Origin of the sequence: Algibacter pectinivorans (assembly GCF_900112595.1) — a bacterium.
GTDB lineage: Bacteria > Bacteroidota > Bacteroidia > Flavobacteriales > Flavobacteriaceae > Algibacter_B > Algibacter_B pectinivorans.
Genome location: NZ_FOMI01000003.1, coordinates 111,473 through 136,739, shown reverse-complemented (window position 1 = coordinate 136,739; position 25,267 = coordinate 111,473). Strand labels below are relative to the sequence as shown.

20 protein-coding genes are annotated in these 25,267 nt (G+C 34.1%); 4 read left to right on the top strand and 16 right to left on the bottom strand.

Annotated features, from left to right (window positions below; all coding sequences use genetic code 11):
- Window positions 1–75 precede the first annotated feature (75 nt).
- The 12 genes from BMY96_RS05665 to pabB form a co-directional block, all read right to left on the bottom strand.
- Window positions 76–1,896, bottom strand: a complete 1,821-nt coding sequence (locus BMY96_RS05665) for a sensor histidine kinase (RefSeq protein WP_175473520.1) — start codon at window positions 1,894–1,896, stop codon at window positions 76–78.
- Window positions 1,897–1,905: 9 nt separating this feature from the next.
- Window positions 1,906–2,490 (bottom strand): DUF4202 domain-containing protein, encoded by a 585-nt coding sequence (locus BMY96_RS05660; protein WP_092850194.1) that lies wholly within the window; start codon window positions 2,488–2,490, stop codon window positions 1,906–1,908.
- 24 nt (window positions 2,491–2,514) lie between these two features.
- On the bottom strand, window positions 2,515–2,892 hold the full coding sequence (gene nirD / locus BMY96_RS05655; RefSeq protein WP_092850191.1) for a nitrite reductase small subunit NirD: 378 nt from the start codon (window positions 2,890–2,892) through the stop codon (window positions 2,515–2,517).
- Between the two features lie 24 nt (window positions 2,893–2,916).
- A complete protein-coding gene (gene nirB / locus BMY96_RS05650; RefSeq protein WP_092850188.1) occupies window positions 2,917–5,433 on the bottom strand; it encodes a nitrite reductase large subunit NirB in 2,517 nt (838 codons plus the stop codon).
- A gap of 155 nt (window positions 5,434–5,588) precedes the next feature.
- Window positions 5,589–7,883 carry an FdhF/YdeP family oxidoreductase gene (locus BMY96_RS05645; protein WP_092850186.1) on the bottom strand — a complete coding sequence of 765 codons (2,295 nt, stop codon included), beginning with the start codon at window positions 7,881–7,883 and terminating at the stop codon, window positions 5,589–5,591.
- A 125-nt stretch (window positions 7,884–8,008) separates the two neighbouring features.
- Complete coding sequence (locus BMY96_RS05640) at window positions 8,009–8,788, bottom strand: M90 family metallopeptidase (RefSeq protein ID WP_092850183.1); 780 nt, start codon at window positions 8,786–8,788, stop codon at window positions 8,009–8,011.
- A gap of 3 nt (window positions 8,789–8,791) precedes the next feature.
- The gene (locus BMY96_RS05635; RefSeq protein WP_092850180.1) at window positions 8,792–11,011 is read right to left on the bottom strand and encodes a xanthine dehydrogenase family protein molybdopterin-binding subunit; all 2,220 of its coding nucleotides are present in this window, start codon (window positions 11,009–11,011) and stop codon (window positions 8,792–8,794) included.
- 23 nt (window positions 11,012–11,034) lie between these two features.
- A complete protein-coding gene (locus BMY96_RS05630) occupies window positions 11,035–11,490 on the bottom strand; it encodes a (2Fe-2S)-binding protein (protein WP_092850177.1) in 456 nt (151 codons plus the stop codon).
- A gap of 502 nt (window positions 11,491–11,992) precedes the next feature.
- On the bottom strand, window positions 11,993–12,955 hold the full coding sequence (locus BMY96_RS05625) for a YheT family hydrolase (RefSeq protein ID WP_092850175.1): 963 nt from the start codon (window positions 12,953–12,955) through the stop codon (window positions 11,993–11,995).
- Window positions 12,956–12,959: 4 nt separating this feature from the next.
- Window positions 12,960–14,582 (bottom strand): adenine deaminase, encoded by a 1,623-nt coding sequence (ade, locus tag BMY96_RS05620; RefSeq protein ID WP_092850173.1) that lies wholly within the window; start codon window positions 14,580–14,582, stop codon window positions 12,960–12,962.
- 81 nt (window positions 14,583–14,663) lie between these two features.
- Window positions 14,664–15,974, bottom strand: a complete 1,311-nt coding sequence (gene tilS / locus BMY96_RS05615; RefSeq protein WP_092850912.1) for a tRNA lysidine(34) synthetase TilS — start codon at window positions 15,972–15,974, stop codon at window positions 14,664–14,666.
- 192 nt (window positions 15,975–16,166) lie between these two features.
- Complete coding sequence (gene pabB / locus BMY96_RS05610) at window positions 16,167–17,471, bottom strand: aminodeoxychorismate synthase component I (RefSeq protein WP_092850171.1); 1,305 nt, start codon at window positions 17,469–17,471, stop codon at window positions 16,167–16,169.
- Window positions 17,472–17,698: 227 nt separating this feature from the next.
- Here pabB and BMY96_RS05605 point away from each other — a divergent pair, with 227 nt between their 5' ends.
- Both BMY96_RS05605 and BMY96_RS05600 read left to right on the top strand, forming a co-directional pair.
- Window positions 17,699–18,589, top strand: coding sequence for an aldose 1-epimerase family protein (locus BMY96_RS05605; RefSeq protein WP_092850169.1), 891 nt, complete (start codon window positions 17,699–17,701; stop codon window positions 18,587–18,589).
- Window positions 18,590–18,715: 126 nt separating this feature from the next.
- A complete protein-coding gene (locus tag BMY96_RS05600; protein WP_092850166.1) occupies window positions 18,716–20,071 on the top strand; it encodes a DEAD/DEAH box helicase in 1,356 nt (451 codons plus the stop codon).
- 340 nt (window positions 20,072–20,411) lie between these two features.
- Here the strand turns inward: BMY96_RS05600 and BMY96_RS05595 are convergent, their stop codons facing one another.
- Complete coding sequence (locus BMY96_RS05595; protein WP_092850163.1) at window positions 20,412–20,804, bottom strand: MotA/TolQ/ExbB proton channel family protein; 393 nt, start codon at window positions 20,802–20,804, stop codon at window positions 20,412–20,414.
- 528 nt (window positions 20,805–21,332) lie between these two features.
- On the opposite strand from BMY96_RS05595, the gene BMY96_RS05585 reads away from it, so the two are divergent.
- Complete coding sequence (locus BMY96_RS05585) at window positions 21,333–21,530, top strand: LytTR family transcriptional regulator DNA-binding domain-containing protein (protein ID WP_092850910.1); 198 nt, start codon at window positions 21,333–21,335, stop codon at window positions 21,528–21,530.
- Window positions 21,531–21,667: 137 nt separating this feature from the next.
- Here BMY96_RS05585 and BMY96_RS05580 read toward each other — a convergent pair whose 3' ends face one another.
- The 3 genes from BMY96_RS05580 to BMY96_RS05565 all read right to left on the bottom strand — a co-directional run bounded on the left by BMY96_RS05580 (window position 21,668) and on the right by BMY96_RS05565 (window position 24,151).
- On the bottom strand, window positions 21,668–22,198 hold the full coding sequence (locus BMY96_RS05580) for an RNA polymerase sigma factor (RefSeq protein ID WP_092850160.1): 531 nt from the start codon (window positions 22,196–22,198) through the stop codon (window positions 21,668–21,670).
- A gap of 330 nt (window positions 22,199–22,528) precedes the next feature.
- Window positions 22,529–23,356 (bottom strand): mechanosensitive ion channel family protein, encoded by an 828-nt coding sequence (locus BMY96_RS05575; RefSeq protein WP_092850157.1) that lies wholly within the window; start codon window positions 23,354–23,356, stop codon window positions 22,529–22,531.
- A 219-nt stretch (window positions 23,357–23,575) separates the two neighbouring features.
- Window positions 23,576–24,151: an RNA polymerase sigma factor gene (locus BMY96_RS05565; RefSeq protein WP_092850150.1), complete on the bottom strand. Its 576-nt coding sequence runs from the start codon at window positions 24,149–24,151 to the stop codon at window positions 23,576–23,578.
- A 280-nt stretch (window positions 24,152–24,431) separates the two neighbouring features.
- Between BMY96_RS05565 and BMY96_RS05560 the strand changes: the two genes are divergently transcribed.
- Window positions 24,432–25,214: a S1/P1 nuclease gene (locus BMY96_RS05560; RefSeq protein WP_092850147.1), complete on the top strand. Its 783-nt coding sequence runs from the start codon at window positions 24,432–24,434 to the stop codon at window positions 25,212–25,214.
- The last annotated feature ends 53 nt before the right edge of the window (window positions 25,215–25,267 follow it).

The window sequence follows — 25,267 nt, the reverse complement described above, 5'->3', positions numbered from 1 at the left end:
GATAGTTCAAAAATACGTATATAAACGAAAACTACGTATTTATTTTATAAAACATTAGTTAATTTAACCTAACGTTTAGATTTCCTCCAAAGGAATATTAAGAGTCACTCGAGTGCCTTGTCCTGCGCCCGAGGTTACAAAAATGCGTCCGTTAATATATTTAATGCGCTCCTTCATAAACGTCATTCCCATACCGCCATCCCCCATTTTTACATGCCTAACATTGTCTGGATCGAAACCTTTACCGTTATCGTCAATAACAATACTTAACATGCTATCGCTATGCGATAAAGACACCAAAATATGTGTAGATTCGGCATATTTTATAGCGTTATTAATAGCTTCTTGCGTAATTCTATAAATATTTATTTCGGTAAGCGAATCTAATCGCTTATTAAAATCTGTTTTATTAAAAAGAATAATATCCTTACCCGTTAATCTTGTTAACTCTTGCGTTAACTTAGTAATTGCTGGCACAATACCATGGTCTGATAATTCTGGAGGCGTTAAATTAAAAGTTGCTGTTCTAACCCCTTTTATAATGTTAGTTGTTAATTCTTTTAAATATTCAATTTTAACGGTTGCTTTTTCAACATCATTAGTATCAATACTTTCTAGGTTATATTTTAAACCGGTAAGCATTTGGCCTATACCATCGTGTACATCTTTTGCAATGCGGCTTTGCTCCTTTTCTTGGTTTTCAATAATCTTACTAGAAATTATTTTTTGCTGACTCATACGTTCTTCAAAACGTTGCGTATTAAGTCTACTTATTTCTAATTGAGCTAATTTACGCTCTGTAATTTCTGAAGCTATAATTAATATTTCAGATTTTTCATTTGTAGGATTGTATGGAATAATAGCCATTTCTAACCAAATAACATCTTTAGTTTTTGTGGTAGCTTTTACTTCGCCTTGCCAACCCGTTTTTTTGTACTTATTAATTAGATCTTCTATTATAACTTGTTCATTTTCTTCGGTAGACAATACCTTCCAGAACATGGTAGAATTATTAAATTTTGAAAATTTAAATAATCTAGAAAACTTATTTCCTAAATGAACAATACTTCCATTGGGTAAAATACGAGCAAACAAAAGGGTGTCTTCCATAACACGACTTAAGGCTCGCAATTCTTTAATAGATTTTTCTTTGGCAAGACTGAGCTCATCGGCATCGAACGCCATTTTTTTAGCACGTTTTTCGGCAAGTAATAAATCGGCTAAAACAGATTTTACAGATTTTGCTGCCGGCCAAAATATAAATAAAAACTCAGCTAAAAGTATTAATAAGGTTAATGCTGTTAACCAAAATTCTAGTTGCCTTAACCGGTCTACTTTAGCGTTAGCCTCAAGATCATATTGATTTACAATATCATCCATAATACTTAAAAAAGTAGCTTCGTACGCTTTAACTTTTTCTACATCCTGTTTATAATTCTCATTGGAAAAGTCTGGAAATAGTTCAATTATATTAATAATAGATTGCGAAGCCGTACTTATAGAGTCGAAAATAGGATTTAACCGCTTAAACTTCTCATTAATGTTTTCGCTATTGTTATTTGGTAACCCTAAACTATCATTACCTTTTTGAAGGGCATGATGAGATAAAGACCAAAGATGAAGTGTCTCTTTGATTTTTTCCTTTAGAAGAATACGATTATTTGCATTAGTTTCTACTGATATTGAAAGGACATCTTTAGTGAGTTTCTGACTTAACATACGCTGACGACCAGCAACATTTATTACGGTAGAATCGCTTTCCTGATCGCTTAAATGTGTACGTATTAAAACCTGACTTAAAACCACCGATATAGCGATTGTAAATAAGGCAATAATGTATAAACGGCGTAATTTATCAAACGTGCTTTGGTCTAATGAATTACTTGATTTAATCATACGTATGGTTTAAGAAATAGCCTGTTTTACTAAGGCTAAACTTTTTTCAGAAAAAGGTAAACCTAAAGCAGCTTCATGACCTTTATCGGACATTTTTACCCAGGTTTTTTTAAGAATATCAATTATTTTTTCGTCGCTATGCTTAGCAGCAAATTCCTCAAAATAATAATCTAGAAACACCAAACAAATAGTATCCTCTAAGGTTTGAGATTCTTCGTTTTTCTTAATTAATTTTTTAAGAATTATAGCCTTAACTCTATCGGAAAATTGATCATCAAAACCCACTTGTTTTAAAATATTTACCGTTAAATCGGCATGCATTTTCTTTAAGGTTTCACGCCATTTTAAATAGCCTACACGATCCATTGGATATTCGTCTCTACCAATTTTCCAACGGCAAATATGTTGCGCCCGTGCCGCGATTTGTAATGCTTTTGATGCATTAGGTTCAAACTGCAATAACTTCCTTGTCATACGTTGCGAATACAACAGTTCCTTTGGGTAACTCATACCTGCAACTTCGTAGGTATTAACATCTTCGGAGTTTGCTTTATCTATTAAAGCAATGGCAGTTTCAAATCTGGTAGGCTTCATATTTTGTGTGTTTTGGTCTATCAACTATTCTGAAAAGCCAATATACACATTTTCTTCTTCAATTTTAACAGGATAAATTGCAATAGGCTCTAATTCGCCATTTAAATTTTCTCCTGTTTCCAAAGAAAATGTTTTTTTATGCAATGGGCAGGCCACCATTGGAATACCTTTATGATCGCCTATCATTCCTCTACTTAATACCATTTCTTCTTTCTCTGGCGATAGGTTTTGGCAAGCAAACCAGCTATTTAGCCTTTTAAAGTTAAACACGGCAATTTGTAAATCTTTGTATTTAACACATGCCCCTCCATCTTCGGGAAAATCGTTAACATGGGCCGCTTTAAACCAAACTTTTACATCGTCGATTTTAACGGTTTTATATTTTTCAGCAATTGCATTCATTTTATATCAAATTTTATAAGATTATTAGTTCCAAGGTTCTGGCATTTTTTGCTCTCTCATAGGCACAAACACTAAATTATCATCTTCCTCCTCACTATTAACAAAATGATTAAAACGTTTCATCATTTCTGGATTATTAACGGCTTGAGTCCATTCGCACTCAAACTTATTAACTAGGGTTTGCATTTCGTTTTCTAAATCTTCAACAATACCCAATTTATCGTCAATAATTACCTCTTTTAAGTAATCTAAACCACCTTCTAGTCGCTCTTGCCATGCGGCAGTACGTTGCAATGGTTTTGCCGTACGCATATAAAACATTAAATAACGGTCTAAGTATTTAATTACGGTTTCATTATCAATTTGTTCGGCAAATAATTCGGCATGTCGTGGTGTAGCGCCACCGTTTCCACCTAGATATAGGTTCCAACCACCTTCAACGGCAATTAAACCAAAGTCTTTTCCTCTAGCCTCGGCACACTCTCGAATACAACCAGAAACGCCGCCTTTAATTTTATGTGGCGCACGAATACCGCGGTATCGATTTTCTAGCTCGATACCAAAGCTTACACTTTCTGCCATACCGTAACGACACCATGTTGAACCCACACAAGTTTTTACGGTACGTAACGATTTTCCGTAGGCATGTCCACTTTCAAAGCCATGACTAATTAAATCTTTCCAGATAAGTGGTAATTGTTTTAAGGTTGCACCAAACAAATCGATACGCACACCACCAGTAACTTTGGTGTATAAATCGTATTTTTTAGCAATTTCTCCAAGTGCAATTAATTTATCGGGGGTAATTTCGCCACCTGGAACACGAGGCACAACAGAATACGTTCCATTACGCTGTATATTTGCTAAAAACCTATCGTTAGAATCTTGAATAGCATATTCCTTATTGGCAGTATCTGCATTAATAGAGGCCATTAACGACGCTATAAGCGGTTTACATAATTCGCAACCATGTCCACCTGTTCCGTGGTTATCTAAAACCTCGTTAAACTTGGTATAGCCTTTTACTTGTATAATTTTATATAAATCTTGTCTGCTTAGTTCGAAATGTTCGCAAACACCTTCTTTAACTTCAATACCAAGCGCTTTAAGTGTAGCGTTAGTTAAATCGGCAACCATAGGCTTACAGCCACCACAACCCGTTCCTGCTTTAGTACAACTTACCACACCTGCCACATCTGTAGCCTCACCATTTTCGATAGCCGAACAAATTTGTCCTTTAGTGACGCTCTCGCAAGAACATACTTGAGCCTCGTCTGGCAAATCGGTTACATCGCCAAAAGAAGACGCACCATCGCTTGCCGGTAATATCAATTGAGATGGATCTTCGGGAATTGCCATACCATTTAAGTATATTTGATGCAACATGTTGTAAGTAGAAGCATCGCCTACAAGAATACCACCCAATAACTTTTTACCATCATGACTTACATTAATACGCTTATACAGATGTTGGGTTTTATTTTCGAAAATTATAGAATGACCTTTAGATGCCGGCATAAACGGCTCTCCAAAACTAGCCACATCTACCCCAATTAATTTTAGTTTAGTAGACATATCGATATCCGCTGGCATCACAACTTCTGTGCTACCAATAATTTGTTCTACTGCTACTCCTGCCATATCATATCCTGGAGCCACCAAACCATAAATCATTTGATTATATAGCGCAATTTCACCAATGGCATAAATGTGTTCATCAGAAGTCTGCATTTTATCATTAACCACAATACCACCACGAACACCAACTTCGAGACCGCTATTCTTTCCTAATTCATCTCTAGGACGAATACCTGCCGAAATTATTAGCATATCTACATCCAACACATCATCTTCGCCAAACTCCAAACCAACAACAGAACCATTACCTAAAATTTGATTGGTTGCTTTACTTAAATGAATATTTAATCCAATAGATTCTAGTTTTAGTTGCAAAACTTGGCTACTTCTTAAATCTAGTTGTCGTGGCATTAATTTAGATGCAAACTCTACAATATGAGGCTCCAAACCCATATCCATAACTGCCTTACCAGCCTCTAAACCTAACAAACCACCGCCAAGAACAGCCGCTTTTGCGTTTGGCTTTTCGGCCTTTAGCTTTGCTGCATAGGCTAACATGCCCTCTAAATCTTCAATGGTTCTGTATACAAAAACACCTTCCTTTTCAACACCTTTAATTGGTGGTACAAAAGGCGAAGACCCTGTAGCTAACACTAAATAATCATAAGAAAACTCACGATCTTTAGCTGTTTTTATAGTTTTATCCTGTCTTGAAATATCTGAAACACGCTCGCCTGTAATTAGGTCAATATTATTATCGGCGTACCATTCTGCTGGGGCCATTTCTAGAGCTTTAGCATCTTGGTTTTCAAAAAATTCACTTAAATGAACTCTATCGTAGGCAGGTCTTGGCTCCTCACCAAAAACTGTTATTTTAAAATTTTTAAACTCCGATTTTTGAACAAATTTTTCGCAAAACTTGTAACCAACCATTCCGTTTCCAACAACAATAATATGTTTCATAATTACGTATTTTAAACAAAACTAAGTATTTTTACTTAATTTATGTAGTTAAAACATAACAAATACTTAAAAAACACGTAATATTATCAATTTCTCAAATTGAAATGCTAATTTTTACTTTTTAGAAATATTATGATTGTTGTATTGCTGAAATCTTAAACTTTTGAGATTCTAACCCTTACACTCTTAGATGCCGGTGTTTTAGCGGTATGCGCGAAACTATCTAAGGGTACTAACACATTTGTTTCTGGAAAATACGTAGCACAACAGTTTTTAGGAATATCATAACCCACCACTTTAAATTGATTAGCCTCTCGAATAACACCATTATATTCCGAGGCAATATTTACAACTTCCTGCTCTGTAAAACTACGTAGTTTCATATCGTCTCGATTCATAAAAACAATTCGTCTTTCGTTAAAAACACCCCTGTAGCGATCGTTTAACCCATAAATAGTGGTATTAAATTGATCGTGACTACGTATCGTCATCATTATTAACTCCCCATCCTTTAATTTCCAATTCGGAAGTTTATTTGATGTAAAATTGGCTTTTCCTGTTTTAGTTTTAAAGGATCTTACTCGTGCGCCATTAGGTAAATAAAAACCAGAAGGCTGTTTTAGTTTTTTATTATAATCTTCGAAACCAGAAACGACCTCAGCAATATCATCGCGAACCAAATTATAATCATCCTTATAGGCCAACCAATTAATTTTAGAGCGGCCCTTTAAGGTTGCATGAGCAATACCACAAACTACGGCGACTTCACTTAATAAATCATCAGAACAAGGCTCTAAAATACCTTTTGTTGAAGATACAATACCCATAGAGTTTTCGACACTTTGCGTTTGCACGCCAGATTTTTGATAATCCTTTTCGGCACGACCTAAACATGGAAATATTAAGGCTTCTTGCCCCGTAACTAAATGCGAACGATTTAGTTTTGTACTCACATGAACCGTTAAATTGCAATTGGCTAAAGCCTGTGCAGAATACTTAGTATCTGGTACCGCAGAAATAAAATTTCCGCCCATACCAAAAAACACTTTTACTTTGCCCTCGTACATAGCTTTTATAGATTCTATAACACTATAACCATGCTTAACTGAAGGTTTAAATCCATATTTAGCCTCAATTTTATCCAAAAAGGCTTGTGGTGCAGCTTCCCAAATACCAACGGTTCTATCACCTTGTACATTAGAGTGTCCACGAACGGGACACGTGCCTGCGCCTTCCTTACCAATACTACCTTTAAGCAATAATAAATTAACAAGCTCTCGAATATTATCGACTGCATTTTCATGCTGTGTTAAGCCCATGGCCCAACAAATAATAATTTTATCGTTATTAAGGATTAAATCAAAAGCCTCATTAAAAGTTTCAAGAGTAACTCCTGAAGCCTCCAAACAAGTTTCAAAATTATAGGTTTTTAAATCTGAAATAAAAGCATCATAACCACTAGTATATTCATTAATAAAAGCTTTATCAAAAACACCGCCTTGAGCCTCCTCTTTTTCTAGTAATTTTAACAACAAGGCTTTAAAGAATGCCACATCGCCATTAATGGTTATTGGCACAAACACATCTGAAAGTTTAGTACCTCCAGTAAGTAATTTTATTGGGTTTTGCGGGTCTGTAAATTTTATTAAACCGGCTTCAGGCAAAGGGTTTACCGCTATAATTTTACCGCCATTTTTTTTTGTTTTTTCGAGAGCAGATAACATTCTTGGGTGGTTGGTTGCAGGGTTTTGCCCAATAACCATAACGACTTCGGCTTTATATAAATCATCTAAAGTAACGGAGCCTTTACCAATACCTAAAGTTTCGGAGAGTGCACTACCACTTGCCTCGTGACACATATTGGAACAATCGGGCAAATTAGAAGTCCCGTATTCCCTAACAAATAATTGATATAAAAAAGCGGCTTCGTTGGTGGTTCTGCCAGAAGTATAAAACGTGGCTTCATCTGGATTATCAAGTGCATTTAAATGCTCTGCTACTTTTTTAAAGGCATCATCCCAAGAAATAGGTTGATAATGAGATGCTCCTTTGGGCAGATACATGGGTTCTGCCAAACGGCCTGATTTTCCTATTTCAAAATCTGATAAACGCGCTAAATCATCAACTGAATTCTGCGCAAAAAACTCACGGTTAATAAGTTTATTCTGCATTTCTTCAGCCATAGCTTTCAAGCCATTTTCGCAATATTCGCCAATTGCAGAACGCTCATCATCTGGATCTGGCCACGCACAACCTGGGCAATCAAAACCACCTTTTTGATTCATTTTTAACGATACCTTTATAGCATCTAAAGGTTTCATGTATTTGTTAGCATGACCCAAAGAAGCTTTCAATGCTCCAAAACCCACACTATTAGTTGGAGGCGTTTTAGTTTTTAAATTCTCGAATTTTTCGGGTGTTAAAGCTTTTTCTATTGGTGATTTACTCATTAAATTTCAATTATTTGAATGGAAAGTCTTTTAAATCAAATTTACAATATTATCGTCGTTTAGGATATAATCCTTGAATAGTAAATGGTCTTTTTTGTAACAGTTATGATTAAAAACTAAAACTTTTAATTATCTAAACTTGCCTTTTGTTTACAAAAACAATCTTCCATCATTTTATAAAGCTCGGGATGCTTTCGTTTGAATAACTTAGGTCGTTCAAAAAAATACTCGGAGGCTACAGCAAAAAATTCTTCTTGATTTGTACCGCCATAATTTCTAATATCCGATGTGTTATTATTTATGGCTTCCATTTTATCATGCATAAGCTTTAACCAAGGTATAGCGTAGGTATTAGATAACAAAAGTTTAGGTACACCATCTACATCGCCATCCATTTTATCTATAAGATGTACAAACTCATGGATTGCCGTATTTCCTTTATCGGTTTTATTATTAAACCCTAATCGCAATGCTTTTCTAGATAATATCATCTGGTTTTTAAAACGCCCTGTACCAACTAAGCCCGCTATATTTCTGTTTTCGCCTTCAAAATTATAATCTGCATTAAAATGATCTGGATAAATAAGCACCGTTGTTAAATTTGTGTAGTTCCAATTATCGAAACAAAAAACGGGAATAACAGCACTTGCAGCCACCAAAACCACATCCAATTCTTCTAATTGAAACTTAACGGCTTCTACATGCGTTTCCGATAAAAAACTTGCTATTTTGGCTCTAAAAAGCGCTTGTTCTTTGCTTGATTCTAGATTTTTATAAAACAACACATGATTTAACAAAAGGTTATGCCAGGTATCTGGAATTTTATAAATTTTCTTGGGATTACTGTTTTTGTAAAGATAGATTCCATACAACAGCAAAGTACATACTACTAAACCTAATATCATAAATTAACCAACAACCGAATTTTCAACATTCATATTACTCATGTAAGGCTGTTTTGTTAAACGTTTGCCAGTGGCCTTATAAATAGCATTTGCAACAGCTGCCCCAATTGGTGGCAACGTTGGTTCGCCTAAACCTGTTGGATCTATATTGTTTTCTATAAAATGAACATCGACTTTAGGTGTTTGCCCCATGCGAATTAATTGATACGTATTAAAATTATTAGATTGTGGCACACCGTTATTAAAACCAAAATCTGAATATAAGGCGTGCCCAATACCATCAATAACACCGCCTTTAGCTTGGTTCATTGCACCCAACGGATTAACTACAATACCACAATCTACGGCACAAGTAACGCGCTTTACATTAGGAATTCCATTTTCCATAGTAATGTCGGCCACCTCAGCGACATGCGAATTATGACAATAGTACACCGAAAGCCCTTGATACACGCCTTCTTCAGTATTGCCCCAATTCGATTTTTCGACTGCCAATTTTAAAACAGCCTGTAAACGGTCTGGACTATACTCGATGTTAGCCTCCGGATTCTGCTTAACATTATCTAATAAATCCATGTGCAACTGCACTCTATCCATACCTAATGCTTCAGCTAATTCATCAAAAAAGCTTTGCTCTGCACTGGCTAAAAAATTGGTGTATGGCGCTCTCCACGCTCCCGTAGTAATATTACTTTTATAACTTACCGTATCTACTTGATAATTGGCAATGGCTCCGGCAGGAAAGAAATTAGGAATTAAACCATACATATTTCCATTTACACAAGCTTCTTTTAAATGATAACCTGTAAGCTTACCATCTTTAATTGAAGCAGCTATTTTATATTTTGTAGACGGACGATATACGCCAGTAGTCATATCATCTTCTCTAGAAGATACCATTTTAATAGGCTTTTTAATAGTATTTGAAATTTCGACAGCCTCATAGACAAAATCGTCGTACAAGCGTCTACCAAAACCACCACCCATTCGGGTCATTTCTACCTGAATATCTTTAATATCGCGTCCTAATAAATCGGCTACCACATTTGCAGCAGCTTCTGGAGTTTGAGTTGGACCCACCAAATGCACCTTTTCGGGTGTTACATTAGCGAAGAAATTCATGGGTTCCATTGTGTTATGTGGTAAAAAAGGCGCCTCGTAAACCCGTTCGATTATTTTATCGGCGTTAGCAAAAGCGTTTTTAACATTACCATCTTTACGTCTCGTATTAAACGTATTTCCGTTTAATAAATCTAATAAAGCCTGATTATGAGTTTCGGTACTTTCCAGAGGTGTTTCGGTTTTCCAAGAAGCCTTTATAGCCTTTTTACCTTTCATGGCATCCCAAGTTGTTTTTCCAATAACAACCACCTTATCTGTATCGCTCATGGCCATAGTCCAATTGCTTTTTCCTTGGGCGCGATAGTCTCTTATTTTTTGACCAATAGTAATCACATCTACCACACCTGGTAATGCTTTGGCTGCTTCTGCATCAAAAGACTCTAAAACCTGTCCAAATGCAGGCGGTCTTAAAACACAGGCATACAGCATGCCTTCTTCTTTATAATCTAAACCAAAAAGCGGTTTTCCAGTAATTATTTTATCAATATCAACATTACCTTTTCCTTTTCCTATAATTTTAAAGTCTTTAGGGTCTTTTAAAGTTACCTCTTCTGGTACTTCAAGAATCGCTGCTTCCGCTACTACATCGCCATAGCCTAAAGTTTCACCATTTGCATTCGTAATTACACCTTCTGACACCGAACATTCTGAGGCATCAACACCCCACCTTGCAGCAGCAGCATTTACCAACATTTGTTTTGCTGTTGCTCCCGTTTGGCGCAAAGGCTCCCAACTATACCTAATGGACTGACTTCCACCAGCCACTTGTCTTTTATAATTTTCGGTGTCTAGTTTACCTTGTTGCACATACACATCTTCCCAGGCTACATCCAACTCTTCTGCAATAAGCATAGGCATTGATGTTTTTACGCCCTGACCAATTTCTGGATTAGGAGAAAAAATAGTTACTTTACCTTCTTCTGAAATTTTAATAAACGCATTAAAATCGTTGTAATTTAGTTGACTTAAATCTACCGGAGGTTTTACATCTGCCTTACAAGCGTTAAATAAATTAAAACCTATAATCATACCACCACTAGCTAAAGCCGATGATTTTAAAAACGATCTTCTACTGAATGTCATTGGTTTTGAAGCTGCCATTTGTTTATTTATATAGGATTAACTTATTTTTTTGATGCTAATTTTACAGCTTCTTGTATACTATTATAGGCCGCACATCTGCAAATATTACCATGCATAGCATCTCGTATTTCGGAGTCTGAAGGACTCGAATTTGTATTTAAAAATGCTGAAGCCGTCATAATTTGTCCGGCTTGACAGTAGCCACATTGGGGTACATCTACCTCTTTCCATGCTTGCTGCACAGGATGATCGCCATGTTCTGAAAGCCCTTCAATAGTAGTAATATTCATGCCCTCTGCTTGCGATACTTGTAACAAACAACTTCTTGTAGCATTGCCATTTACATGCACCGTACAAGCGCCACATTGCCCTATTCCACAGCCAAATTTTGTACCTACTAAATTAATTTTATCGCGTAAAACCCATAGTAATGGCATATCGCTATCTGCTTCAATAGCATAAGATGTATTATTGATTTTTAAGTTGAATTTTGGCATGGTTTAATTTTTTTATTAAGATATTAAAAATTAAAATGAATACTAAGCTAACTTAATTTATTTAACATTCGATTAACTAGTTTCAACTACTCTATTCGCCTTTTTTTATTTGCATTTTAACAACTTAATTGTTTCAACATAATTATTTTCCGCGTTATAAGATTAGTAAGCCTACCAAGTATATAGACTTTTATATCTACGTTTTTTTAAGGTACTTGGCAAATTTTAAAAGTTATATTTATACTAATTACAAATGTTTACAATAGTTTTGTCTAAAGATAAAACGGCTACACATTTTAATTAAAAATTTCTGTATTCACTTTTATGCTTTAATATTAACATATAAAATAATATGCTAAAAATAACGTAAGAATTAAAATACTCATAGCTTAAACCCAAATTGGCTATTAACACTACATAGAAGCATTTCTATATTTTATGTTAAACAATTTGATAAAACGTAATACTTGTTTTTACAAAAGGACTATTTTATTCAATTATTTCACAATGTGTTACCTTTTACAAACTCTAAAGCACGCTTTTCATTATAATACACATTCTTTTTATCAATAAAACCAGCATGCCCACCATAATTAGGCATTTCCAAAAACAAATTTTCATTGTTTTTAGCTTCCTTCACAGGATAACATTCTGGAGATAAAAACGAATCGTTTAAAGCATTAATAATTAAAGTAGGCACTTTTATTTTAGGTAAAAATTGTAAACTACTACTACGCACATAATAATCTAGAGCATCTTCAAAATCGTGCGCTTTTGCGGTATATACGTTATCAAAATCTGTTAACGTTTTAATAGATTGTAGTGTTTTATCGTTTAACTTATCCGGAAACCTTTTTTGTTTTACCTTTAATCTGTTTAATAAATGTTTTAAAAACCTATCGTGATATAATTTGTTTTTAAACGTATGTAATTGCAATGCCGAACCTGCCAAGTAACAAGGAACCGATACCGCTATAGCTGCCTTAACCTCTTCTGGAATACTATTGGGTTCCCCTAGATATTTAAGAATAATGTTAGCGCCTAAACTTATCCCTTTTAAGTAAATTTCAGAATACGCTTTGGTACTATTAATATGTTGTAATACACTATTTAAATCTTCGGTATCACCAGAATGATAACTTCTGTACTTTAAATTGTCTTCGCCACTACAACCTCTAAAATTTACGCAAACAGCATCAATATTATTCTCATTAAATAATTTAGCGGTTCCTGTCATGTAAGGACGCTGCCCATTGCCTTCTAAACCGTGCAGCAAGACCACAAGTTTGTTGGTTTTTTGTTTGGAATAACTCCAATCTAAATCTAAAAAATCGCCATCATGTAATGTTATACGCTCGCGTTCTTGTTTTATAGATACGCGACGCACCAATCCAGAATATACTGTGGATACAAATCCTTTTTTAAAGAATAATGGTGGTTTGTATGTTGACTCTACTATTGGCATATAATTATTTTAGTTTAAGGTCTACAAATTTAAAAGTATTTCCGTTAAATAATCCTTTATCGCTTAATTTTAACGAAGGTATAACTAACAGGGCCATAAAAGATAACGTCATATAAGGTGCGTGTAATTTACTTCCTAAAGATTTCGCCATTTTATCCAATTCGGCATACTGCTTTCCTATGGTTATTCCATCTTTATCGCTCATAATTCCTGCTACTGGAAGCGATACTATTTTTTCTTCGGAATTGGAAACCGCACAAATACCACCTTTATTTTTTATGATAACATTTACAGCTTTACAGATGGCTTCGTCTGAAACACCTACGGCAATAATGTTATGAGAATCATGACCTACAGATGATGCAATAGCACCTTCCAATAAACCAAAATTCTTTATAAATGCTACAGATGGTTTTTGGTTTTCATAACGATTTACAACCGTCATTTTTAAAATATCGTTTTTAACATTAGACACTAAATTACCATCTACCTCTTTTGCTTTTTCAATTAATGCATTGGTTACCAATTGGCCTTCTAAGGCTTCGATAACACGAATTTCTTTTGCGGAAGACTCCACTCTAAAATCGGTAACATCTTTTTCGTTACAGTTAAAATTATTGAGGTTGTTAAACGCAATATTTTGTATTAACGATTTTCCATCACTAAAAACAAGTTCTCCTTTTATATAGGTTTGAAGCGTTTTAAAAGTTCTTAAATCTTGCACCACAATAAAATCGGCATCATCGCCTTTTTGCAGTAAACCAACATCTAAATTGTAATGTTTTACCGGATTAACGCAAGCGGCTTGCAAGACTTTAAACACATCAATTCCTTTTGCTACCGCACGCTCGCATAGTTGATTAATATGCCCTAAAATTAAATCGTCTGGGTGTTTATCGTCGCTACAAAACATCATGTTTTCAAAATGTTCTGGTAACAAATCAATTAAAGCATCGAAATTTTTAGCAGCACTTCCTTCTCTAATTAAAATTTTCATGCCTTTTTGAAGCTTCTCTAAAGCCTCATCGAAGGTAAAACACTCATGATCGGTTGTAATTCCGGCACGAATATACTTAGATACATCTTTACCTCTTAGTCCTGGTGCATGCCCATCAATAGGTTTATTAAAATATTTTGCCCAAGCTATTTTTTTCATGACTTCATCGTCATTAAAAAGAACGCCAGGGTAATTCATCATTTCTGCTAAATACTTAATATCGGGGTTTTCAAGAAGTACTTTAATATCATCGGAATCTATAATGGCACCTGCCGATTCAAAATCTGTAGCAGGAACACAAGACGGTGCCCCAAAGTTGAATTTAAAAGGGACTTGCTTTCCGTTTTCAATCATAAACTCCACACCTTTAACCCCTAATACATTAGCTATTTCATGCGGATCGGAAACGGTTGACACTGTACCATGAGTTACTGCTAGTTTAGCAAACTCACTAGGCACTAACATAGAACTTTCTATATGAATATGCGCATCTACAAAACCCGGAATTATATATTGGTTAACCTGATGCTCCTTTTCTTGAATAGAAACAATTTTACCGTTTACAAAGGTAATTTCTCCTTTATAAATGCGTTTATTTTGTATGTCTACGATGTTGCCTTGTAATATCAATATGGATGATTTTTTAAGTTTTATATTTTTTTAAGTGCCCTTATATTTATATACGCAGAAAATAGACTTTACAGCTATTTGCTATTTCAACTCTATTTTTAAAATTTCCTGGGTACTGTCTGTTACTCTAAACCGGTTATCGGCGCGCCTGTTAATTACCCAAACAATGTCTTTGCCCGAATATAGAAGCCATGTATGCTCTTTATCTAAAAGTGATAATTTTTCGTCTTTAAAATACTTGCTTACTTTTTTCTTTCCAGTCATTCCTAACGGATAAAACACATCGCCTTCTTCATATTTCTTAATGGTTAAAGGAAACTGTAGCTTGCTTTTATCGACATAGATAACATTGGTTCGTTTTCCAAAAATAGCGTCGGCTTCATCGAAAAATAAGATACCAAAAGGTGTTTTTACTTGCCTATCGTTTTTTAAAACTGAAATAGATTTATGATGCTCTACATCTATTTTACTTAGCAATAAATGCGCTCTATTTTTTATTAATCGGTAGGTGTTAGAAAATACTTGCTTACCGGTTTCGCCATCCAATAAACTAACAATATCGTCCCATTGTGTAAAACCAAATTCCTTTAATGCCTCATAAAGGTATGGCTTAGGGTTGTTAAGTTTTTTAAATTCGGCAATTTTAAACCGTACTTCGTTACCCTCAATATTTTCGATAGCTTTACTTAAAAAAGCATCGACACTATCTTCTACAATATGATTTGTTTCCTTTAAATTATTGAGTGTATTTTGAAAGCTTTGTAACAGACTAGGGTTTATTTCCTTTAAAATAGGAATAACTTGGTGCCTTAATTTATTTCGTAAATATTTTACCGATTTATTACTACTATCGTCGCGCCAAAATATGTTATTTTGGGCGGCATAGTTTTCGATATCTTGAGATGAAAATGGTAATAATGGGCGCACAAACTTACCATTAACTTCGGGTATTCCTGTGAGACCTTCTAACCCTGTTCCTCTTGTAAAATTGATTAAAAATGTTTCTAGATTATCGTCGGCATGATGTGCGGTTAATATGTAATCAAATTTTAATTGATTGGCTAAATCGTTAAACCAATTGTAACGCAACTCGCGTGCCGCCATTTGAATGGACAACTTAGCATCTGTAGCAAAAGTTTGCGTATCGAAACGTTCTACAAAGACTTCTACGTTTAATTTATCGGCAAGTTGAACTACCGATGCTTCGTCGGCATCACTTTCGGCACCTCTTAAATTAAAATTGCAATGTGCTAAAGTTATATCTAGTTTTAATTGGTGACATAAATGAGTTAGTACCACGCTGTCTATTCCGCCAGAAATAGCGATTAGTATTTTACCGTCGTTTAAAAACGATAGGTTTTTATTGATATGAGTTTGTAATGTATTGTGCACGCTCAAAGTTAAGTTTTATTTTATTCTCGCAAAAGTTGCGAAGGCCCAAAATTTTTAAAATATGCCATAGATTCCTGTTTTAAAACCTGTGTTGGCAGATGCGTACGCAAGGGATTGAAACGGCATCCTTTCTTTGCTGCCATAAATGGCAAAAAAAGACCTGCCGGCAGGCAGGCAGGCGCCATAAACCTTTTAATTTTCTAAAACATCGCGCATGGCCTTGGCTTTAATAAGGCATTCCTCGTACTCTTTTAAGGGGTCGCTTTTGGCTGTTATGGCGCCACCAACGGAATACGAGACATTTTTTTTGGTTTTATTATAGAGAATGCTTCGTATTACAACGTTAAAATCGAAATCGCCCGTGGGCGTAAAATACCCGATGGCACCAGAATAGATTCCGCGCTTGCTATCCTCGAGGGTTTCTATAATTTTCATGGCCGATAATTTTGGCGCTCCCGTCATGCTACCCATTGGGAATGTGCTTTTTATAATATCGACCGGATGGGTGCTTGGATCTACCTGAGACGTGATTGTAGAAATCATGTGATGCACTTGCTGGAAGGTGTAAATTTTACATAACTCCTCCACTTTTACGCTGCCTTTTAATGCGGTTTTTGATAAATCGTTACGCACTAAATCGACTATCATAATGTTTTCGCTACGTTCCTTTTTATCTTTATGCAAATTGGTTTTTAGCAAATTATCGTCGGCGGTATTCATTGCTCGTTTTGCCGTCCCTTTTATGGGTTGCGAAATTACGGTAGTGCCTGCCTTTTTTAAGTAACGCTCTGGCGAAGCACTAAGTACATACTTATCTTCCAACCTTATAAACGCTGCAAAGGGCGGTTTGGAAATACTGTTGAGTTTTTGGTAGGTTTCCAGAGGGTTAATTTCCTTGTTTTCGGCATAAAACTCTTGGCAAAAATTGGCCTCGTAAATGTCGCCGCGGTAAATATGCTCTAGCATGGTGTTTACCTTCTCGAAATAAGCATCTTTATGGGTACGTAGCTTAATTTTAATATCGGAATAGGCTTGTCCGCGAGCGACTTGGGTTCGTATTTTTATGGCTAGTAGGTCGTCGTCAATTTCGTCGTCAACAAAATTTAAATATTGAATTTCAACTTGGTTACCACTAATTAAAAACACCTTTTTTGGCTGAAAGAAACACAAATCTGAAAAGCCTAAGCCATCAAAATTACTAGACTTTAAAGCTTCGGTATCGTTTTTTAAATCGTAGGTTAGGTAACCAAAAATCCAATCGTTTGTATAGCCTTGGTACTCTTTAAGTTTCTCGAAACCTTGATGGTAATCTGTTTTAATACTCGTAAAAGCTTCTACCGCTAAAATAGCATCGTAACTATAATGCTTTTGCCCGTTTTTGTTGGTCTTTGGGTTAGAGTCTAGCCATACAACTTCATCAAATTGTTGTGCCCAATTAAGCAGCTGGGTCTTAAATTTTTCGATATCCTCGAAAGTATGAATTCGTTTTGTCCTCAATTAAATAAATTATTAAGAATTCATTTTAACTTTAAGTCGAAATAAATTCTAAGCAAAGTTAATTAGAATACATAAAGCCTGTCTAAAATTTTATCAATTATTTTCAGCAAAACCCAGAAGTTTTATTATTGCTTCTAATAAAATTGATATTCTATTACCATCAATAATCAGTAATCCGCTTTTTAAAATTGAAGATTTTTGTACCTTGTTTTAAATTTGAAAAATTCATGTACAGCTTAGAAAATAATATACTTAAAATAGACATTAAAAAAACAGGTGCAGAGTTATGTGGCATAACAGGTTTAAAAAACAACACCGCTTTTATGTGGCATGCAGACCCCGATATTTGGGGCAGTTACGCACCTAACCTATTCCCTATAATTGGCGCGCTAAAAGATGATACCTATATTTTTGAAGGAAAACCTTATACGTTACCTAAACACGGTTTTATAAGAAATAATGAAGATATCACCCTACTTGAACAAACTAAAAACAGTATTACTTTTAAACTTATTAGTAATAACGATTTAATAAAAAAATACCCTTTTAAATTTGAGTTTTTAATTACGTACACATTAACGGAAAACACTATTGAAGTAAAGCATAGCATAAAAAACTTAGATGATACTACCATGTATTTTTCGGTTGGTGGCCACCCCGCTTTTAAATGCCCTGTTTACCAAAATGAAAACTACGAAGATTACACTTTAGAGTTTGAACACCCCGAAAACTCTAAAACCCATTTAATAAATATGGCTAATGGTTTAATATCCTCTAATACCGAACACGTATTTTTTAATTCTAACAGCATTATCCTAAACCGCGATATATTTAAAAGAGACGCGCTTGTTTTTAAAGATTTAAAATCTAAAAAAGTGACCTTAAAAAGCGCCAACCACGGCCCTATTTTAACGGTTAGCTACCATGATTTCGACTATTTAGGCCTATGGGCAAAACCAAACGGCAACTATGTATGTATTGAGCCATGGCTAGGTATTGCAGATAACGAAGACACTAACCAAAACCTAACAGAAAAAGAAGGAATTATTAGTTTAGCCCCAAATAAAAGCTACCAAGCCACCTATAGTATTGAAATACATAAAAGCCATTTAGTCTAACAGAATAAATAAGCTTAACTTTGCGCCCTAAATAACACTATGTTGTAATTTAAACTTAGTTAGAGCTTTATTTATAAAGACCTAAGTACAATTGCAAAACAAACAACAGTAGTATTACAAAAACTTATGGCACATTTTGAAGATTTAAATTTAAACACACCTTTACTTAACGCACTTAGCGACTTAGGTTTTACAACCCCTACGCCTATACAAGAGCAAGCGTTTAATATTGTGGCATCTGGTAAAGACGTGGTTGGTATAGCACAAACAGGTACCGGTAAAACTTATGCCTATATGCTGCCTATACTTAAAAACTTAAAATTTTCGAAGCAAGATAACCCAAGAGTTTTAGTTTTAGTACCTACAAGAGAACTAGTTGTACAGGTTGTAGACGAAATAGAAAAACTATCAAAATACATAAACAATCGTGTTTTAGGGGTTTACGGGGGCACCAATATAAACACCCAAAAACAAGCCATTGCCGAAGGTATCGATATTTTAGTAGCCACACCTGGTCGCCTTTACGATTTAGCCTTAACACGAGTTTTACAACTTAAATCTATACAAAAATTAGTAATTGACGAGGTGGATGTTATGCTCGATTTAGGGTTTAGACACCAATTAATAAACATTTTCGACATCCTACCAGAAAAGCGCCAAAACATAATGTTTTCAGCAACCATGACCCAAGATGTCGATTTACTAATAAACGATTTCTTTAAAACTCCAGAGCGCGTATCTATTGCCGTTTCTGGAACACCGCTAGATAATATATCGCAACAGCGCTACATAGTGCCTAACTTTTACACCAAGGTTAATTTATTAACCCATTTATTAAAAGATAAAGAACACTTTAATAAAGTATTAATTTTTGTGGCCTATAAACGTATGGCAGACCGTTTGTTCGATAACTTGGATGAGCGTTTTCACGACGAGTTATGCGTAATCCACTCCAATAAAACACAAAATTACAGGCTACGTAGTATCGAGCAATTTCGAAATGGCGAAAACCGTATTTTAGTGGCAACCGATGTTATGGCACGTGGTTTAGATATCGATAACGTATCGCATGTTATTAACTTCGATACACCAGATTTCCCCGAAAACTACATGCACCGTATAGGTAGAACAGGTCGTGCGGAACGAGAAGGTGAAGCTCTTGTTTTTACTACCAAAAACGAGCAAGAAGCTATCGAAAATATCGAGTTGTTAATGAAAATGACCATTCCGGTTCTAGAAATTCCAGAAACCGTAACCATCTCTACCGATCTTATTGAAGAGGAACGTCCGCAAATAAAAGAACGTAACAACCCTAACAAACGTAGAGACGACGATGTTCCCGGACCAGCATTTCATGAAAAATCCGAGAAAAACTCCAAAGAAAACTTAGGTGGCTCCTATAAATTTAAAATTGCTGCCAAGTACAAAAAGCCAAAAACTCGAGGCGATAAAAATTATAACAGGCGAAATAAGAGGAAATAAGTCGCAGTTTTCAGCGGTAGTTTTTAGTGGTTTACGTTCTCAGAATTTAGCTTTTAAGGTTCTTTTTAATAGTTGTTTTTGGGCGTTACCCCTAAAGGGTCGGGCTTTCACTACTCGCTCCCTTCTACGTCGGGGAGCTCAAACATGCCGTTCAATCCCTAACGCACCTATCTGCCAAGTATAATTATTACTCGTTTTTTATTAGTCGCTTTGTTTTTTTTATTTTCAAAGCTAGCGCAAGCAAGGATTTATTAAAACATGGAAAACCTCCCTTTCAACCTAATGAAAAAGAGATTTTAAATAATTTGATTAATTGATTGATGAAGAACCGCTATTGCTACTAACCTTTCTGTAAGCCTCTTAAAATAATAATGCCAATTCGTGGTAAAATAAATGTAATACAGCCAAATACGGTAGTTAAAAAGGCTACTTTAAGTCCTGCGGCCATCATACCTTGACTAATACCGCCAATGGACTCTATAGCATCAAAGGCTGTAATCATGCCAATTGTAGAACCCAAAAACCCAAATACTAAACCTAATATACTAACATCGGATGCTAGTTTGGTCATTTTTTTAGATTTCAATACATCCTTTTTCAAATTAACAAAGCCCATAACGAGAAACGCTATAGCCAACAACAGACAAATTAATATTAAGGACATAAATAGTGGTCCGCCTTCCATAAATCTATCTACAAAAACATTCAAGAAAACAACTGATAACATAAACATAATTAATTGGTTTTAATTAAACATGGTACAAACATATAGCCTTAATGTGTACTAAAAATTAAAATGCGACGGATAACGAATTTAGCAATTAAAACAGCAATATGCTAAAACGGTAATTAAATCGGTTATTCGTCTACAAAATATTTAAGCCCTTAAAATTTATAGTATTATTGTATTGTAAACCGAAATGTGTTTTTACTTTATTTAGCTAAGCACAGTTTCCGCTGGAATAATACATTTTAAAACGGAATATTATATACTCGAAACAAATTTCACTCCTAAAAATGAGTAAAAACACACTCGAATTGACAAAATTCCTAAAACATTTGTAATGCTAACAAAGCAATTCATTTTAAAAAAAATAGGACGGGTAATACTTCACTTTGCCTTTTGGTGCGGGGTCTTGCTGTTTTACACCTATTTTTTTGGTGTAGATAGTAGCGATTTTAGTTATGTATTATCCTTCTCGTTGTTTTTAATGCCTATTACTATTGCAACAACCTATGTTTTTATTTATAAAATAAAAACATTGTAACCAGAGAAACTATTAGCGCTATAGAAGCCAAACTACCTAATGCTCAATTTTTAAGAATACACCGATCTTACATTGTAGCATTAAAACATATAGAATCTTTTACTAACGAGGAAATAACCATTAATAACACCGCCTTAACCATAAGTAGAAGTTATAAAAAGGATGTATTACAGATTTTAGAAAAGTATTAAAAACAAAAAAACCCTTTCCAAATTAATGAAAAGGGATTTAAATATAGATAGTTTCAATATTAACAAGTATTAACCAACCAAATTAACCCTAACTTATAGAAAACTCTGTTTATATATAACTAACTACAATTTACTTGTTATACCAGAGCACAAGTGTTAACTAACTTTTCTTTTGCTCTTTTTATTCTCATTTTAACCGCGCTTGTTCCTAACCCCATAACCTCTTCAATATTTTTAATAGATAAATCGTTTTGATATTTTAATAATAATATGGATTTATCTTCGGCAGAAATCATGCTTAAACCGTAGTTTAACTTGTCAACCAAATCTTGGTTACTATAACTTTCTTCAGTTAAATCGGCTGCATCATAAAACTCAGGAAAACGCTTTTCGTATTTTTTTACTTTACTTCTAGATAAATAATTTACACAATGATTATAAGTGAAAGAATATACCCAAGTTGAGAATTTAGAATCTCCTTTAAAACTTGAAAGTTTTACAAATAACTTTAAAAAGATGTCTTGAGTTAAATCTTTAGCTTCGTCTTCATCATTTACAAAAGAATAACATTTGTTGTAAATACGCTTTGAAAATCTATCGTATAAAATTTCAAATAAAGCGGAGTCTTTTTTTACTACTATTGCGGATACTAATTGTTCGTCTGTCAAAATTAAAAGGGTTATTGGTTATTGATACCCCAATATTACAGAATAGATAACCCGATGCACTTTTTAAACAGAATTGGTAAACCAAATCGATTAAAAACATATTTAATCGTTGATGTGTAATTATTTTTGACAGAAAAAACCTAATTTATAATTTTTAGCTGAATTTTAAAAAAAGGAAAACAATTAAAACCATCTGCGATAATTACTTTTTTAAATAAAAAAACCTCTTAAGTTATGATAAGACTCATAACGAAAGAGGTGTAATATAAGAGTAGAGAGTTTTTCGGTGTACAGAAAAGTAACCAACCAAATTTTAACCCTAACTTAAAGTTAATCCTGTATACTTACTTGACTCTCTACAATATCTTTAATTGGTACTATTAATTTTCCTTCTTCAGTTTTAATGGTTACTGTTATCCCGTCTATGGATTCAATTCTTCCTTTTAAATTATTAAATTCTATTTTCTGTCCTAACTCGTAGGTTTTTCTTGTATAAAAAGTTCTTAGCAAATCGGCTACTACCTTTTGTGCTCCTAAACCTAAAGCTAGTGCAAAGGCTATTAAAAAGGCTGCCAAAATCATGGTTAAATTACTCGTTATAATCTCGGTATCTATGCCCGCTTGATTTAATGCTGTAATGGATACAAAAATTAAAATAAGAAAAAAGACCACCTGACTAATCATTTTTGCTCCAGATAAATCCATAGATTCAAAAAACGATTTTATACCTTTCTTAATAAGGTTGGCTAAAATTAATCCTACTGTAAATATTACAAGCGCAGCAAACAATTGCGGTAATAAGCCTAATAAGTTGCTAATTTGCTCTGAGATCATGGTAAGGTTCATAATATCCGATGCCATAATAAATAGCATGATATACATAACCCACTTAACAAAATTTGATACAATTTTTATGGTATCGAAATTTAGTTTTTTGCCTTCTACAATTTCTATTTCATTAATAGCATCATCTAACTTTTCTGCCTTAGCTAGCTTTAAAGCTTTTTTAATAACCTTAACTATTAATTTTGTTATTAGCCATCCAAATACAAGTACAATAATAGTACCTATTATATTCGGAAATATTTTTGATATTTCAAGCCACATCGTTGTTAAAGATTCCATGGCCATGTCTTTCCATTGTGTTGCTTTATCCATTTTACTTATTTTTTATTGTTAGGGTTGTATTGGTTAAAATTTAATTATCAGAATTTCTATTCTTCATTACAGTTTCTATAACATCTCCTATGTTATATGAAAATAATGAAGCCAAATCCATTATAAGCTTTGCCATAGCAATATCGCTCATTACCTTGTTTTTAAGTTCCGGTGGAACTTCTTTAAGAGGCTGGTTTATTAATTTAAATGGATCTTCCATTAATTTTGGTTTTCGTTATACACTGCTATTAGCTTGTCTTTAGCGCGTTTAATTCGCATTTTAACCGCACTTTCTCCAATCTCCATAGCACTTACAATTTCCTTTATAGAAAGGTTATCTTGATACTTCATCAATAAAATCATCTTCTCTTCTGGAGAAATTAATTCTAAAGCCACTTTCAACTTATCAACCTTCATTTTTAAGAAACTACTATCATCTTCCTCGTCTTCCGATAGATTTTCTAAATCTTTATAATCAACAGAATCTTTTTCAAACTTTTTAGCTGTATTTCTTGTTACATAATTAACACAGTGATTGTATGAAAAAGCATAAAGCCAAGTTGAAAACTTAGATTTTCCTTTAAAACTACCCAATTTAACAAAGAGTTTTAAAAAGATATCTTGTGTTAAATCTTTAGCTTCATGGCCATCTTTTGCAAATCCGTAGCATTTATTATAAACTAAAGTAGAATACCTATCATACAAGGTTTCAAAAAGCAAGGTATTATTGGTTTCCACAATGGCTTTCACCAAATCTTCGTCCGATAGTTTAGTAATGTTATTTAGGGTTTTCAAAATTAGCTTTCGCTATTTAGTTGTTATACGGTTTTAAGACACAACCTTTTGCAAAGAGTCACAAAAAACACTAAAAATTAATAAATTACGTACAAACTAAAAGGTAATTCTTCGGATTTCCCTAAACTAAACCCCATAAAAAACTAAAAAACAATGACTTAATATAATTTTCACAATTACTTCGTGCTACGATAGATACCATAATTAAACTTTTGTTAAGGCTCATTTTAACATCTTAACTTATTAATGATATTGCTAAATTTGCTCAAAATCAAAATTTATGAAATTCATTTACACAAGCCTTATAGTTATTTTCTTTATTTTACCGTACAAGAGTCATGCTTTTGATGATTTTTGGGGAGCCACCGGCCACCGTGTTGTTGGTAAAATTGCCGACGATTATTTATGTGGCAAAACAAAAAGACAGGTTAAACGCCTTTTAAAAAGAAAATCTTTGGCTTTTGTATCAACATTTGCCGATGAAATAAAATCTGATAAACGCTACAATGAGTTTTATACTTGGCACTATATTAATATGTCTCATGATGAAAACTATGAAGACTCTAAAGTAAACCCTAAAGGCGATTTAGTTACTGGTATTGAATTTTGCAAAACCATAATAAGTGATAAAAATGCAACTGATGATGATAAAGCATTTTACCTTAAACTATTAATACATTTAGTGGGCGATTTACACCAACCTATGCACGTAGGCTTACAAGAAGATAAAGGTGGTAACGATTTTAAAGTACAGTGGTTTTATGAAGATTCCAACTTACATCGCGTTTGGGATACAGATATGATAAAGAGTTTTGGTATGAGTTATAATGAACTTGCCGAAAACGCTGATGTTTTATCTAAAAAACAAGTAAAAGCCTTACAGAAAGGTACTGTTGTTGATTGGGTAAACGAAACGCACGAACTTACTAAAAAGGTATATGCATCTGCTAAACTAGGTGATAACTTAAAATACCGCTACTCTTACGAGAACTTTAATACCGTTAGAAGTCAGTTACAAATTGCCGGCATTCGTTTGGCTAAGGTTTTAAATGATTTGTTTTAAAAAACAACCTATATATTATATTAAAAAGGCTGACTTTAATTATTAAAGTCAGC